Source organism: bacterium (assembly GCA_035307765.1).
In the GTDB taxonomy this organism is placed as follows: domain Bacteria; phylum Sysuimicrobiota; class Sysuimicrobiia; order Sysuimicrobiales; family Segetimicrobiaceae; genus Segetimicrobium.
Window position 1 is genome coordinate 23,052 of record DATGHU010000048.1, and the last position, 14,640, is coordinate 37,691.

Annotated in this window: 14 protein-coding genes; 12 read left to right on the forward strand and 2 right to left on the reverse strand. The window is 67.1% G+C overall.

What is annotated here, in order from left to right:
• The first annotated feature begins 98 nt into the window (after positions 1-98).
• The 5 genes from VKV57_16970 (at position 99) to VKV57_16990 (ending at position 4,586) form a co-directional block, all read left to right on the forward strand.
• Entirely contained in the window at positions 99-620 is a 522-nt protein-coding gene (locus tag VKV57_16970) for a hypothetical protein (protein HLW61596.1), read from the forward strand.
• Positions 621-1,174: 554 nt separating this feature from the next.
• Positions 1,175-1,408 (forward strand): hypothetical protein, encoded by a 234-nt coding sequence (locus tag VKV57_16975; GenBank protein ID HLW61597.1) that lies wholly within the window; start codon positions 1,175-1,177, stop codon positions 1,406-1,408.
• A gap of 7 nt (positions 1,409-1,415) precedes the next feature.
• Positions 1,416-2,198: a hypothetical protein gene (locus tag VKV57_16980; protein HLW61598.1), complete on the forward strand. Its 783-nt coding sequence runs from the start codon at positions 1,416-1,418 to the stop codon at positions 2,196-2,198.
• A 703-nt stretch (positions 2,199-2,901) separates the two neighbouring features.
• On the forward strand, positions 2,902-3,114 hold the full coding sequence (locus VKV57_16985) for a hypothetical protein (GenBank protein HLW61599.1): 213 nt from the start codon (positions 2,902-2,904) through the stop codon (positions 3,112-3,114).
• Between the two features lie 233 nt (positions 3,115-3,347).
• Positions 3,348-4,586 carry an ABC transporter substrate-binding protein gene (locus tag VKV57_16990; GenBank protein ID HLW61600.1) on the forward strand — a complete coding sequence of 413 codons (1,239 nt, stop codon included), beginning with the start codon at positions 3,348-3,350 and terminating at the stop codon, positions 4,584-4,586.
• A gap of 156 nt (positions 4,587-4,742) precedes the next feature.
• Here VKV57_16990 and VKV57_16995 read toward each other — a convergent pair whose 3' ends face one another.
• Together VKV57_16995 and VKV57_17000 are read right to left on the reverse strand one after the other, a co-directional pair.
• Complete coding sequence (locus VKV57_16995; protein HLW61601.1) at positions 4,743-5,300, reverse strand: hypothetical protein; 558 nt, start codon at positions 5,298-5,300, stop codon at positions 4,743-4,745.
• Positions 5,301-5,870: 570 nt separating this feature from the next.
• Positions 5,871-6,878 (reverse strand): 4-hydroxythreonine-4-phosphate dehydrogenase PdxA, encoded by a 1,008-nt coding sequence (locus VKV57_17000; protein ID HLW61602.1) that lies wholly within the window; start codon positions 6,876-6,878, stop codon positions 5,871-5,873.
• A 240-nt stretch (positions 6,879-7,118) separates the two neighbouring features.
• Here VKV57_17000 and VKV57_17005 point away from each other — a divergent pair, with 240 nt between their 5' ends.
• From VKV57_17005 to arcC, 7 genes are all read left to right on the forward strand, one after another.
• Entirely contained in the window at positions 7,119-8,759 is a 1,641-nt protein-coding gene (locus VKV57_17005) for an AMP-binding protein (protein ID HLW61603.1), read from the forward strand.
• 57 nt (positions 8,760-8,816) lie between these two features.
• On the forward strand, positions 8,817-9,005 hold the full coding sequence (locus VKV57_17010; GenBank protein ID HLW61604.1) for a hypothetical protein: 189 nt from the start codon (positions 8,817-8,819) through the stop codon (positions 9,003-9,005).
• Between the two features lie 59 nt (positions 9,006-9,064).
• Positions 9,065-9,463 carry a VOC family protein gene (locus tag VKV57_17015; GenBank protein HLW61605.1) on the forward strand — a complete coding sequence of 133 codons (399 nt, stop codon included), beginning with the start codon at positions 9,065-9,067 and terminating at the stop codon, positions 9,461-9,463.
• Between the two features lie 405 nt (positions 9,464-9,868).
• Complete coding sequence (locus VKV57_17020; protein HLW61606.1) at positions 9,869-10,603, forward strand: GntR family transcriptional regulator; 735 nt, start codon at positions 9,869-9,871, stop codon at positions 10,601-10,603.
• 9 nt (positions 10,604-10,612) lie between these two features.
• Complete coding sequence (gene fdrA, locus VKV57_17025) at positions 10,613-12,223, forward strand: acyl-CoA synthetase FdrA (protein ID HLW61607.1); 1,611 nt, start codon at positions 10,613-10,615, stop codon at positions 12,221-12,223.
• Positions 12,220-13,677, forward strand: coding sequence for a DUF1116 domain-containing protein (locus VKV57_17030; protein HLW61608.1), 1,458 nt, complete (start codon positions 12,220-12,222; stop codon positions 13,675-13,677). The genes fdrA and VKV57_17030 overlap by 4 nt, the downstream gene beginning before the upstream one ends.
• Positions 13,677-14,636, forward strand: a complete 960-nt coding sequence (gene arcC, locus VKV57_17035; GenBank protein HLW61609.1) for a carbamate kinase — start codon at positions 13,677-13,679, stop codon at positions 14,634-14,636. Before VKV57_17030 ends, arcC begins: the two co-directional genes overlap by 1 nt.
• Positions 14,637-14,640: the final 4 nt, after the last annotated feature.

Consider the following 14,640-nt stretch of genomic DNA (forward strand, 5'->3'; position numbering starts at 1 on the left):
CGAGCGAATTCACGAGATCTACACGACATCTTCAGGAGTTTGTCAAGTCGTTTCCCTAGTCTGAGCGTAGATCTTAAGGATTTGGAGGAGGGTCTCTCATGAGAAAACTCGTGGCAACGGTTCTCGGCATCCTGACGGCGACCTTGTCGATCAGCGGTATCGGGCAGGCGCAGAGTGCGTCCGCCATCCAGGGAACGATTCAGGCGGTGGATTGTCAGACACGCGCGCTGGTCATGGATGCGGCGGATGGCACCCATGTGCTCCCTGCGGGACCCTATACGACGGCATTCGTGGATTCCACTGCGGTCGGTTTCTGTGCGCTTCAACAATACGTCGGTGACAATGCGACCGTGACGGTCGCCCCGAGCGCCGGCCAACTTGTCGCTGAGCGCGTTGACGTGGACACGGCGGCAACCCCGGCTCCCGCGCCGGCCCCGGCTTCCGCCATCTCGGGTCTGCCCGCATGGGCGGGAATTGCTCTCGGGACGGTTCTCGTCGGCGGTCTCCTCTACCTTGCGATACACGGAGCCCAGACCGCGGCCCAAAACCAATCCGGGCAACAATGCTACGGTAACCCCGGGGGGCAGTGGTGCCGGGACGGCGGAGATCACAATCACTGAGGGTGCCCGAACGGGTGGCGGTCGTCGGCGATGGAGGGGCGGACCCGGATCCGCCCCTCCGTTCTGTCCCCCCCCAGGAAGGTGGCGCGGGGTCGACCAGTCCCCGAATCTCCCGCAATTCGCCGCAGTGATGATAGAGAAGCAGTGAGCTCACCCCGCGAGGTGTTTCGTCCCGCCGGACAGCGGTTGGCGGTCCTTGGCGGAAAATCCGCTCCGGTATGTGCGGTGCGAGCTCCCATAATCCTCCCATCAACCGAGCGCACGTGTTGCGTGCGAACCTTGCGTAACTGCCGGCGCAGGAGTACACTTAATGCAGCTTCCCCTTCCTTGTGTCTACGATCGTACCCCAGGCAAGCGGTCGGTTCCCCGGAGGAGAAGGCAATGGTCGAGTTTGCGCCGACTCCGGGGAGGTATCTTCATCGGTCTGATCCAAACGCTGCCCCCCCCCAATGGCCGGCACTGCTCATGTACCGCAGGCGTGCTCCCGGGTTTGGGCCCTCGCGGAGAGCACGCCGGCCCTCGCGGATCTGACGGCGGTTGTAAGGAGGACGACGATGGCGCTGGACAACGAACGGAACCGCGTATTGGCCTCGTTACGGGATCGCTCAGATGGCGTCGACAGTTCTGTCCTGGTCGAGGGCCTTGGCTTGACCAAGGACGTAGTGGAGCGCCACCTTCTCTACTGCGTGGACTACGGGCTGGCGACCTGGAAGCGGCACCGGAATGGATCGGGGGAAGCGACAATCACGGATCGCGGCCGAGACTATTTGCGTCGTCAAGAGGAATGAGACGACCGTGCGTCTGAGGGCGCCCAACGAGCAGGACCTCGAATTGCGGGAACGCACCGCGAAGATTCGGACTGCGGCGCGCGGCGGAAAGAGTTCCCTGGAAATCGCCGAGGTGCAACACCTTCCTCTGGCGGCGGTCGAGCGGATCTTGGCGCCGATCGAACACTCCCGCATCTCCGACCCGGTCTGCTTGCTTCAGAAGCAGCGGGTCACCGTGGGGACCGCTCCCGCTGAGATCCAGTTGTACTGGCTCGGATTCCTGATGGCTGCCGGGTACATCTGGGGGCAAGGAAGCTCTCTCGCGCTCGTGATCACGCTGGGCGCAGAGTCCCGCGCCCACATCGAGACGTTCATGGCCGATCTCTCAACGGATCGGATCTATTGCGAGTTCTGCTACAGCAGCATTGTGGGGTGGCAGGTCTACTTGCGCGATCAGGATCTGTGCAAAGCCTTGTTCCCTTGGGGGGTGCCGTCGGAGCTCCACGGGAGCGATTCGGCGCTGCTCGACGATCTCCCGGGGGAACTGGCGATTCCATTCATCCGTGGGTACGTCGATGGAAACTGGCCCTTCATCCACTCCACAAACGGCCCGAAAGCGGGGGACTTCGCGGTGGAGGGGACCCCGGCCTTCCTTCATAGACTGCACGCTATGATCAAGCGATGTTGGCGGATCCGCGGGGGGGCCGTCAGTTCGCGGGGCGGACGGACCACGCTCCGCTTCTCGGACCCGGGGGCCTGCCGCGTCATCCAAACCCACCTGAGCTCCTTCGTCTCGCGGGTCCGCACCTGAAGGAACTGTGATCGAAAGAGCACGACGGTTCCGTGACATCGGGCGAAGGTCCCACGGGGAGAGATTGCGGTTGGATCATCACGCACGGCGGACCCAGGAGTGGAAGGAAAGTAACCCGCTCAAGCGGCGGCGGGTTGCGGGTCGACTATCCACCCATCAGGTGGCGGAGATACTGGGCATCACGAATGCGCAGGTGTTGGAATTGGAAGCGGGCGCATCACCCACAGATCTCGAGATGATGATGGTGACCAGAGGCTCGGGGATTACGAAGACACAGTGGACCGCGTGGGAACGTGCGATGCCATGTGGCCCTGAGCCCGAAACATCCTCCGCCCCTCCGATCCTCGACGCACGCCGCCCCGCGGTGTGACGCAAGCGTCACCGCAGTGAGCAAACCTTGTTCCCCCGCGAGCGCCGGCCGGGAGCGCCAATCGGCGGGTGCGGGCCGCGATCGAGGAGTGCGAATCCCCGAATCGACAGCGACTCCCAGGTAGGGAACGGGGCCACGCTCGACCCCGAGCCGCCCCAGGGAATGATTTGCTCGCGGGGCACCGGCAAGGTATAATCCCGGCGATCGCCGTTCACGAACCACCAACGCCCCGGCGGTTACATTAGGGCGTCGACACTCGCTGCATCTCAAAAGCGGAAGGAAAAGGGGTTCTGCGATCCGGGTACAACCCGCGAGCATGCGAGGAGGTGACCGATGTGGTTGAATGTGAAGGGGAAGGGGCACCTTATCAACTTGGATCACGTCATGGAGATCAAGGCGATGCTGACCCATGGAAAAAGTGCCCTGCAGGCGATCCTTCCAAACGGTGAGGCACTGGTGGTTCGCGAATATGGAGCGCCCCAGGACGCAGCGTCCGTACTGGACCGAATCGCCGAGGCGCTGGAGCCCAAGGTCTATTCAGTTTAAGCGCACCCCCTGGGCAGGGTCGTAGGGTACGGCGCGCCGCCGGACTCCCCTCGCATCCGCCCCGCACGTACCCGAGCACCGGTGGCCCGTTTATTCGCCCCAACGAGTTCGTCTCTCCCTGGAATCTGGAATTCTTCCCGTTCGGCGATGTGTGCCCGCCGCCTTCGGCTTCGATAGGGGACGCAGGTGGTCTGCGGGCGCCGTCAAATTTCTCCGTAAGTGAGGTGAGGCCGATGCGACGGATGCTCACGGTGTCCATGCTGCTCATGCTGATTGCGTGGACCGCGGCGGAGGGCCAGGGGAATCCCATCGTCATTGGTGCCGTCTACCCCACCGCCGGACCTCAGGGCAGGATCGGAGCCGGCATTGATGAGTTCCACGGGCTGCTGCTCGCGGCCGCCTACGTGAATGCGAATGGCGGCGTCGGGGGACGACCCCTCCAGATCCGGCTGGCGCCCGCCGACTCATCCGATGCCGCCCCGGACGCGGTCGAGCAGCTGGCCCGCCAGGACATTGCGGTAATCGTCGGCACCTACGGCAGCACGATTGCCCGTCCCGCCGCAGAGACCGCGGCCCGACTGGGGCTTTTGTTTTGGGAAACGGGGGCGGTCGGCGAGATCGGAACGGCGGCGGCGCCGGGTAGGTACTTCTTCCGTGTGGCTCCGAGCGGGGCGCTCCTTGGCCAACAGGCGGTGGCATTCGTTCGTGACCGGGTGGTCCCGCGTTTGCACCGCCTCGAGCCGCTCCGATACAGCGTGGTTCATGTAGACGATGCGTTTGGGCGAGCGGAGGCCCAGGGAGAGGTAGCGGAACTCCGGCGCTCACACCTCCCGATTGCCGCCGTGTTGGCGTACGACCCGTGGCACGCGACCTACGGCGAGCTGGTCCGGGAGATCGCCCGGGCGCACACGGATGTCCTGGTGTTGGCAGGGTATATGGATGATGCCGTTGCCCTGCGCGAGGCCGTCATCCGCGCCCACGTGCCGCTGGTCGTCAACATCGGCGGGTGTTCCGCCTACATCATGCCCGAGTTCGGCAAGCGGTTGGGATGGAAGGCCGTGGGCGTGTTCTCATCCGATAAGACCGGCGGCGATGTCCTGCCGACGGATGGTCTGTCTTCGGAGGCAGCGCAAGAGCTCCGTTGGGCCCGGCAAGAGTTCAGCCGCCGTTACGGCCATCCGCTGTGGGAGCCCGGGTTGTCCGGATTTTCCGGCGGGATCGCGCTTTTTCAACAGATCCTGCCGCGGGCCCGAGATCTCTCCGCGGCCGCGGTCGCCTCTGCGATCCGGGCGAGGACGCTCCCCTTCGGCAGCCTGCCCAACGGCAGCGGGTTGGCCTTCGGGTCCCCGGGGTCGGTGCTGGCGGGGGAGAATCTTAGGGCGGCGAGCGTGGTCTGGGAATGGATCGCCCCCGATACGCGGGTTCTGGTCTGGCCCCCCGCCTTTGCCACCCACCCGATCGTGTTCCCGTGAGGGGGGGCTTGGTCCAGCCCGCGGGGGCAAAGGACGATCCCTCTCCGGGGTGAGGATCCCCCCGGCCTCACCGACCGCGTCGCCGGGCCGGAGCGAGCGACCGCTCCCCGCGTCCTTTCACGAGCCCCGGCGTCGGCCGGTTGATCGCGATCGATCCTATCTCCAGAATCCTGCCACCCACGCCCAACCGCCCGGCCGGCGGGCCCAATGCCCCGGCACCCAGACTGCCCCTCGCCAAGGTGCCGGCGCCCAACGCCCCGATATCCAAGCCCACCCTCCGCCGTTCCACCGCCAGGCTCCCGCAATCCACACCGCGCCGACGAATGGAGGCGCGACAACGGCCTCCACCTGCACCGGGGGCGGCGGAGTCACGACAACCGCGACCCCCTGCCAATGACCGCGTACCCAAACCCAACCGTACCAGCGGTGAACCCAGCGTCCCGGTACCCACGCCGCGCCGGGGTACGGGGTGAGCTCCCACCGACCTGCGATCCACGTCCATCCAGTCGGCTGGTAGTACCAGTACCCCGGCACCCAGACGTAGCCGACGCTCGGCGGCGGCGTGGCGATATCGCCAGGCGGCAGAGGGGGTGGTCCGGGGGCGATCACCTCTCCCCGGTCACCGTTACCCTCGGCGAATGCGGAATTTGCCGCCGTCAGCACACCGAAACCGACCGCCACCAGCATGCCTGCCGCGCCGAGCTTCCGGATCATGATCTCCTCCCCGTTCGGCTTTGAAATCTCTTGCGGTCCATGGCCGCGACCCTCCCCAAAAGCGCCGGTAAGGGTTGAAAAAGTTCCCCCAAACCCTAAGGGATCCGCCCGACCGATTCCCTATCCGCACCCATTGTGGTGCGGTTTTGGAGAGATTTCTGGGCATATGAGTGATGAAGTTGATAATAAAGCCCAGATTGCTCGGACAGGCGAGTTCCCATGATCGCGGATGGCTGTTTTCGATCAGCTCTCGATCCGGAGCACGCGGGCGATGGCAAACCCCCGCGCCCAAGGGTAGGATAGGAGTCCAGGGTGACGTGGCGCCTGGGAATAGGCGGTTTGATGATATGGCGATCGGGTGGTATCCGGCGCGGTGCGCAAAGTGCTTAAAGCGGTTTGTTCCGAAGAGCCGCCGGAGTAAGGTGTGTCAGGAGTGTGCCGCCAAAAACAAGCAGCACCGTCGCGGACGAAGAGACGCGATCAAGACCCGGTCGGCCCAGGAGTAGGGTCGCCGGGCCGTCGGAACGCGGGGCGCTCGTCTGGTCTCCTCCGCGGAAGCCGAGATGTGCTTCAGGGTCTCCGGTGCCGACGGCTTAGCCCCATCTTGCATGCGAGGTCGAACGCGCTCCACATCGCGCCGACGTTGGCGATGCCCTGACCGGCTATGTCGAACGCCGTGCCGTGGGCGGGGGTCGTGACGGGGATAGGCAATCCTCCGGCGACGGTCACGCCCCGATCGAATCCCATCAGCTTCATCGCGATCTGACCTTGATCATGGTACTGGGTCACAATCGCGTCGTATCGCCCGTCGCGTCCCTTGAGGAAGATCGTGTCCGCCGGGAACGGCCCGTCGGCCGGGGTGCCGCGCTGGCGCGCGAGTTCGATGCCTGGGAGAATGATGTCGATCTCTTCCCGACCAAAGGCGCCGCCCTCGCCGTTGTGGGGATTGAGGCCGCATACGGCGATTCTCGGACGGGTCACCCCGTTTTGCCGGAGCACCCCCGCGATCAGCTCAATCGCCTCTGCGACCCGCTGGGGGGTGAGCAATCCGCTCACCTCGCTCAGTGCGACGTGCGAGGTGACGCGCGACGTCCACAACGTGCCGAGCACATTGCACTCGCCCATCGGGCCGCGGTAGGCTATCTGGTCGGCAAACCAGTGCAGCTCGTCCGACTGACACATGCCGGCGAGGTGGAGGGACGTCTTGTTCAGGGGCGCAAAGCACAACGCGTCGGTGCGGCCGTCCCGGGTGAGCTCAATGCCTACTCGCAGCGCGTCGAGGCAGTACTGTCCGCCCTCGCGACTGGCCCGTCCCCTCGGGAACGCCCCGGTCACGCCCCCGCGGTGCGGAGAGAGGATCGGGAGGCCCCGCGCAAAGTCCGCGGCTTCGAACGATTCCGCCGTGGTGTACGGGACGTCCACGTCCGCGATTTTCATGCCGTGGTGAAACTCCTCGCGATCGGCGATCACGTAGATCTCCGCGCGGGCGCGGATCGCCGGGTCCCCTAACAGCTTCGCGACCAGCTCGGGGCCGATGCCGGCGGGATCACCCGCCATCATGGCAATGCGCGGTCTCATAGGTGCGCGTTCGCCTCCCCCATTCGTTCGGGACACAGCGCGTTTCGGCCCTCCGTGGGTCACTTCGCGCGCCCCCGCGGCGTCACCTGGCCTTGAGCGCGATCGACCCGGCGCGGTCGGCAATGCCCCCGGCGACGGCCCGGGGGACTTCGTTTGCCCGGCAGCGAACTCGGGGGTGCTGCGAGATCCGAGCTCAAGGGTCCCGCAGCCGGTGAGCCGAACGGGTGAGGAGGTGTACCCATGCCCGCGCCTTCCTATGTGCACGGCGCCAGCGAGATTCCGCTCCTCGGCGAGACGATTGGGGCGAACCTGTGGCGTACCGTGGAGCGGTTCCCAGAGAGCGAGGCGCTCGTCGTGCGCCATCAGCACTACCGGGCCACTTACCGAGAGTTCTGGGACCAGGTGACCCGGGCGGCGCGGGGCCTGATGGTCCGGGGGATTCGGAGGGGCGATCGGGTCGGGATCTGGGCCCCCAACCGCGCGGAATGGGTGGTCGTGCAGTATGCGACCGCCCGTATCGGCGCGATCCTGGTGAACATCAACCCGGCGTACAAAACGACCGAGCTCGAATACGCCCTCAGGCAGTCAGAAGTCAGCGTCCTCGTCCTTGCCCGCGGGTTCCGGCAGTCGAATTACGTCGCCATGCTCGAGACGGTCCGAGCTCGGTGTCCGGATCTTCGAGACAGCCTCGTGCTCGACGACGGCTGGGAGGGTCTCCTGGCGGATGCCGACCGCGTCGCCGCGGCAGATCTCGCGGCGCTCGAGGCGACCCTCCAGTTTGACGATCCCATCAATGTCCAGTACACGTCGGGGACCACGGGGTTCCCCAAGGGGGCGACGCTTTCGCATCACAACATTCTCAACAACGCATTGTTCATCGGGGAAGCGCTGCACTACTCGGAGCGCGACCGGGTGTGCATCCCGGTACCGTTCTACCACTGCTTCGGGATGGTCTTGGGGAACTTGGCGTGCACGACGCACGGATCGTGCATGGTCGTCCCCGGGGAGGCCTTTGACCCCCTCGGCGTGCTGGAAACGGTCCAGGCGGAGCGCTGCACTTCCCTGTACGGCGTCCCGACGATGTTCATCGGCGAACTTGACCACCCGCGCTTCTCCCAGTTCGACCTGTCCAGCCTCCGCACCGGGATTATGGCCGGCTCCCCCTGCCCGGTCGAGGTGATGAAGAAGGTGCAGGCACAGATGGGCATGAGGGAGGTGACCATCTGCTACGGAATGACCGAGACGTCGCCGGTGTCGACCCAGAGCGCCCTCGACGATCCACTCGACAAGCGCGTGACGACCGTGGGGCGCATCCACCCCCACGCCGAGATCAAGATCGTCGATCCTGCCACGGGCGGGACCGTTCCGCGGGGGACCCCGGGCGAACTGTGCACCCGGGGGTATTTGGTGATGCTGGGATACTGGAACAACCCCGCGGCGACGCGCGATGCCATCGACGCGGCCCGCTGGATGCACACCGGCGATCTTGCGACGATGGACGACGAAGGGTACGTGAACATCGTTGGGCGCATCAAGGACATGATCATTCGGGGCGGCGAGAACATCTACCCGCGGGAGATCGAAGAGTTTCTGTACGGGCATTCGGCGGTGGCCGACGTCCAGGTGATCGGCGTGCCGAGCCGGGAGTACGGTGAGGAGGTCATGGCCTGGATCAAGTTGCGCGAAGGCGCCGTGGCGACCCCAGAAGAGTTAACGACATTCTGCCGGGGCCGGATCGCCACCTTCAAGATCCCGCGCTTCTGGAAGTTCACCGACAGTTTTCCCATGACGGTGACCGGGAAGATCCAAAAGTTTCGGATGCGCGAGATCGCCGTGTCCGAGCTGGGCCTGGAGCAGGCGGCCGGGATTCGCACCGCCTAGGCCGCATGGGCGTGGGGGGGTGCCGCCCGTCGACGACGTCGCAACCGGAGGCGGTTCATGCGCGGGGGGCAGAAGATCATCGGCGCGGTGATGTGCGTCACCGGCACGGTGTGGGTGTTGCAGGGAATCCGCGTGCTGCCGGGGAGCTTCATGACCGGTTCATCGTTCTGGGCGATCGTCGGCGCGGTGGTGGCCGTGGCGGGGATCGCCGTCTTCATCGGCCTGGCGCGGCCCGGTACCCGCTAGTGCAGGGCGTCACAATTAGGCCGCGTTGAGCGTTCTAAATGTGACAGGAGGAAATCGCCGTGAAGATCAAAGTGACCAGCATCTACGTGGACGATCAAGCGAAACCCCTGCGCTTCTACACCGGCGTCCTCGGCTTCGTGAAGAAGGCGGATTTCACGCAGGGGCCGTTTCGGTGGCTCACCGTGGCCTCGGCCGAGGAGCCGGACGGCACCGAGCTGCAGCTTGCCCCCAATAACAATCCGGCCGCTCGGGCCTACCAGCAGGCGATGTTCGAGCAGGGCCAGCCGGCCGCCATGTTCTATGTGGATGACGTGCAGCGCGAGTACGACCGCATGAAACCGCTAGGCGCGGAGTTCAGCATGCCCCCGACCAAAGTGACCGGTTCGACCATCGCCATGCTGAACGACACCTGCGGCAACCTGATCCAAATCGCTGCGCTCGACCGTTGTCAGAGGTGATCAGCTGATCGCGGACGCGGCCCGCGCTGCGCGCGACATTGATGACTGGCAAGTCCTCTTCCTCGGCCGCTCGGATCGCGCCTCACTGACATCTGGTCCTCTGCGGCGTGCAGACGGGCGCGAGGTCAGGATCCGCTCGAGCGGTGGCGGAAATGTGCCCGAGCCGCCTCCGGCCATGGTCCATAAGGCAGCGTCTGCTTGACGCCCTAGACTAACGACTCCCAGGGCCTTGCCGGCCCGGCGTTTCGACCCCCGCCGGCGAGTTCGATTTCGCGACCCTCTAGCCGCCTTCGGCTGAGGCTGCCGGAGGCAGGATAAGGCGGTACGCGACCGAATACAATCTTGTATACAAGATCACGATCATCTCCAGGCACGGGTGCACTCCGGCCGGAGAGAGGCTTGTGAATGGGCACCGTGGATGGCGGCCTGGATTCGCTGGTCAGAGTCTCCTCCGGCGCTCGCCCCCGAGAGGGGCAAGGGACGCCGGGAAGAGTGTTCCGCGCCGAGTCTGTGTACAACGTGCTGAAGGAACGGATCCTTAACTATCAACTGCGCCCCGCGCAGCGGATCGGCGAGATCCAGGTCGGCAATGAGCTTGGCGTCAGCCGGACACCGGCGCGCGAGGCGCTGCGCCGGCTGGAGCAGGAGGGGTGGCTGATCCTGGTCCCGCGGCAGGGGTACTACGTCCGTGCCTATACCCTGCGGGAGTTCGACGAGATCTACGACCTGCGGGTGGCGATCGAGCGCCATGCCTCGCGGACGGCCGCGGAGTTTGCCCCCCTTGCGTCGCTGTCCCGCGTGGCGGAGGATTGGGGCGCGCTTGAGGCCAGGCAACCGGCGATGACCCTGCTCGATTGGCTCGACGCCGATGAGACGTTCCACACTCTGGTGGCTGAGGCCGGCGGGAACCGAAGGTTGGTGGCAATGCTTCAGCGGATTAACGAGCGCCTCCGCATCATCCGTCGCATCGATTACACGAGACCCGAGCGGGCGACGCTCACGCGGGCCGAGCACCTGGAGATCCTCGAGCTCATCCAGGCACGCCGGGCCGCCGCCGCCGCCGACCGGATGGAGCAGCACATCTTGTCGAGCAAAGAGAGCGTGAGAGCCCTGGCTCAAATCTATTTCGTCCAGGAGTAGCCCAACCGTATGGGGCAGATCGTGCGAAACCGGATCTTCAAAAACGCGTACCGGGACTCCGTGGAGCTGATGCGCATCGCCGCCGAGCTGGAGCGGCTTCCCTCCGTGTCGCGGGCCGGGATGATGATGGCCACCCCGGCGAACCGCGAGGTGCTGGTCGATGCCGCGCTCCTCGATCCGGCGGCGGAGGGCGCGGGTCCCAGTGACCTGATCGTGGCCGTCGCCGCAGAGGACGAGGCGGCGGCCACGAGCGCCCTCGATCGCGCCACGGCGCTGCTCGCCGGCTCGGGCGACGCGCGTCCCTCCGAACAGCGGGCGCGGGTCGCCGCGACGATCTACGAGGCGCTGGTTGGGCTGCCCACGGCCAACCTCGTGTTGGTCTCGACCCCGGGCCCCTACGCCACGGCGGAGGCCCTGAAAGCGCTCAAGCGCGGCCTGCACGTATTTTTGTTCAGCGATAACGTGCCGGTGGCCGACGAGATCGAGCTTAAGCAGCTGGCGGAGCGCAAGGGGTTGTTGGTAATGGGACCGGACTGCGGAACGGCGATCATCGACGGGATTCCGCTCGGGTTCGCGAACGTCGTCCGCCCCGGGCGCATCGGCCTCATTGGCGCCTCCGGCACCGGCCTGCAGCAGGTGTCCTGCCTCGTCGACCGGTTGGGGGAAGGGATCTCCCAGGCGATCGGGGTCGGCGGGCGCGACCTGGACGAGCGCGTCGGCGGGCGGATGACCCTGGCGGCGCTGCGCCGGCTTGCCGCGGACGGGGGTACCGCGGTGATCGTCCTCATCTCCAAGCCGCCGGCCCCGGCGGTGGCGCAACGGGTGCTGGCTGAGGCCCGCGGCTGCCCCAAGCCGGTCGTGGCCAACTTCCTCGGCGGAGATGCCGAGGCGGGGGTGGGGGGAGTCCTGTTCGCCGAGACCTTCGAAGACGCGGCGCGGACGGCGGTGGCCCTGGCCCGAGGGGTCTCATCCCCCGGCGAGGCGCCGGAAGCCGGGACGCCCCAGCGGGAGGCCTCCGGTCGAGACCCTGGCCTGCGGTTGGCTCCGGGACAGGACGCCATTCGCGGCCTGTACTGTGGGGGGTCACTGGCCGGGGAGGCGAAGCTCATCCTTCACCGCCTGCTCGGCGGGACCCGGGCCCAGCGCTACACGGTGATCGATCTCGGGGATGACGAGTACACCGTCGGCCGACCGCACCCGATGATCGATCCGCGCCTCCGGAACCAGTTCATCGTCGACGCGGCCCGGGATCCGCAGACCGCGGTCATCCTGCTCGACGTGGTCCTCGGGTACAATGCGCACCCGGATCCGGCGGGCGCGCTCGTCCCGGCGCTCGAGGAGGCCAGGCGCGAAGCCGGGCGCGCCGGGCGCCAGGTTGCCTTTGTCGCTTCAGTCTGCGGCACGGCGGCCGACCCTCAGGGTCTCGGCCGCCAGGAAGCGTGCCTGGAGTCGGCGGAGGTCCTCCTGGCCCCCAGCAACGCGCAGGCGGCCCAACTGGCGGCTCGCCTCGTCGGGGCGGGCGCCCCCGCGACGCGGCCGGCGCAGCCGGTCAGGCTCGACCCACACCGCACCGGCGGGACGCCGAATGCTCCACGCGGTTCCGGGGGGGAGGGCGGATGACAGCGGGTTCGCCGCCGGCCGGCCCTCGATTGTTCCCGGACGGGCTGCGGGCGCTGAACGTCGGACTGGCGGGCTTTGCGGAGCCACTCCGCGCCCACGGCGCGGAGTGCGTGCAGGTCGCGTGGCGGCCCCCCGCGGAGGCGGACCGTGACCTCGGACTCCTGGTCGCCCGATTGGAGGATGATCCGGACGATCCGATCGGTGGCCTGGTCGCCCGCGCGAACGCCGACGCGGTTAAGCAGATCCTTGAAGGCCGCCCGGTCCTGCTCGACGTGCAACCGGCCGAGAGCGTGATCCCGGGGATGACCCCGCGCATGTTGCTGCACAGCGGACCGCCGATCGAGTGGTCGCGGATGTGTGGACCGATGCGGGGGGCGGTGACCGGGGCCATCCTTTTCGAGGGGTGGGCGCGCGCCCCCGAAGAGGCGGAGGCGATGGCCGCGGGCGGGGGGATCCAGTTTTCGCCCTGCCACCAGCACCGAGCGGTCGGGCCGATGGCGGGCGTCGTCTCCCCATCGATGCCGGTGTTCGTCGTGGAAAACGCCGCCCACGGCAACCGCGCGTTCGCCACGTTGAACGAGGGGCTGGGAAAGGTGCTGCGCTACGGCGCCTTCGATGCGGACGTGATCCGACGGTTGAGGTGGTTCACCGAGACCCTCGGTCCGGCGCTCGGCCGCACCTTGCGGTCGGAGGGTTCGGTCGACCTGGCCGGCCTGACCGCCCAGGCCCTGCAGATGGGGGATGAGTGCCACAACCGCAACGCCGCCGCAACGTCGCTCTTTGTCCGAACGCTCGCGCCCGCGCTGGTTCGGGTCGTCGAGCGCGCGGACGCCGCCGCGGCGCTGGACTTCATCCGGGGCAACGACCACTTTTACCTCAACCTTTCGATGGCCGCCTGCAAGGCGACGCTCGACGCCGCCCACGGACGCGACGGCTCGACGGTGGTCACGGCGATGTCGCGGAACGGTGTCGAGTTTGGGATCCGCATGAGCGGGACCGGGGACACGTGGTTCACCGCGCCGGTGCCCGTGCCGGAGGGTCTGTACTTTCCCGGCTACGGACCCGCGGACGCCAACCCGGATCTGGGCGACAGCGCGATCACGGAAACGTGCGGGCTGGGGGGATTCGCGATGGCCGCGGCGCCGGCGATCGTCCGGTTCGTGGGGGGGACTCCCAGCGACGCGTTGGAAACGACCCGCGAGATGTACCGGATCACCCTGACCCGCCATCCAGGGTACACGATCGCCGGGCTCGGATTCGCCGGCACGCCCACGGGCATCGATGCCCGGCGCGTGGTCGAAAGCGGCACCCTGCCGGTGATCAACACGGGGATCGCGCACCGCAAGCCGGGGATCGGGCAGATCGGCGCCGGGATCACCCGGGCGCCGCTTGCCTGCTTCGCCGACGCCATCCGGGAACTGGGACGTCGGCTCGGCCTCGGGGGGGCGCGGTAATGGACCGCCGGGCGGTCATTGCCGTCGGGGGAAACGCGCTGATCAGGGACGGGCAGGCCGGCACCATCGCCGAGCAGTTTGAAAACGCTCGGGCCACGGTCCGTCCCATCGCCGCGCTGGTCGCGGACGGCTGGAAGATCGTGGTGACGCACGGGAACGGGCCCCAGGTTGGGTTCATCCTGCTCCGCTCGGAGCTGGTGGGAGCGTCGGCACCGGTCCCCCGGCTCTCGCTCGACATGTCCGTCGCCGATTCCCAGGGCGGGATCGGGTACATCATGGACAGTTCGTTTACGAGCGAGCTCGCGCGCCTCGGACTCCGCGACCGCGTGGCCTGCGTCCTCACCCATACGGTCGTCGCGTCGGACGACCCGGCCTTCAAAAAGCCGAGCAAGCCGATCGGCCCCTGGTACACGCCCGAGCAGGCGGCGGTCATGCAGCAGCGGGAGGGTTGGGTGATGGTGGAGGATGCCGGCCGGGGGTATCGGCGGGTCGTCCCCTCTCCCCGACCGCTGCGGATCGTCGAGGTGCCCCAGATCCGCGCGTTGGTGGAGCGGGAATTCGTGGTGATCGCGGTCGGCGGTGGGGGAATCCCCGTCGTGGAACCCGCCCCGGGCGAATACCAGGGCATCGAGGCGGTCATCGACAAGGACCTCGCCTCGGCGCTGCTGGCCGAGGCGCTCGATTTCCCGATGCTGATCGTTTCCACCGGGGTGGACCAGGTGGCCCTGCACTTCCGCCAGCCGAACCAGCGGTTCATCGATCGCATGACCGTGTCGGAGGCGCGGCGGGCCCTGGAGGCCGGCGAGTTTCCCGCGGGCAGCATGGGGCCGAAAATTCAGGCCGCGATCGGCTTTCTGGAGCGCGGAGGAAAAGAGGTGCTGATCACCTCACCGTACCGGCTGGCGCAGGCAGTGGCGGGCGCGACCGGCACGCGGATCGTGCCGGACCCGCAGGGGTGACCGC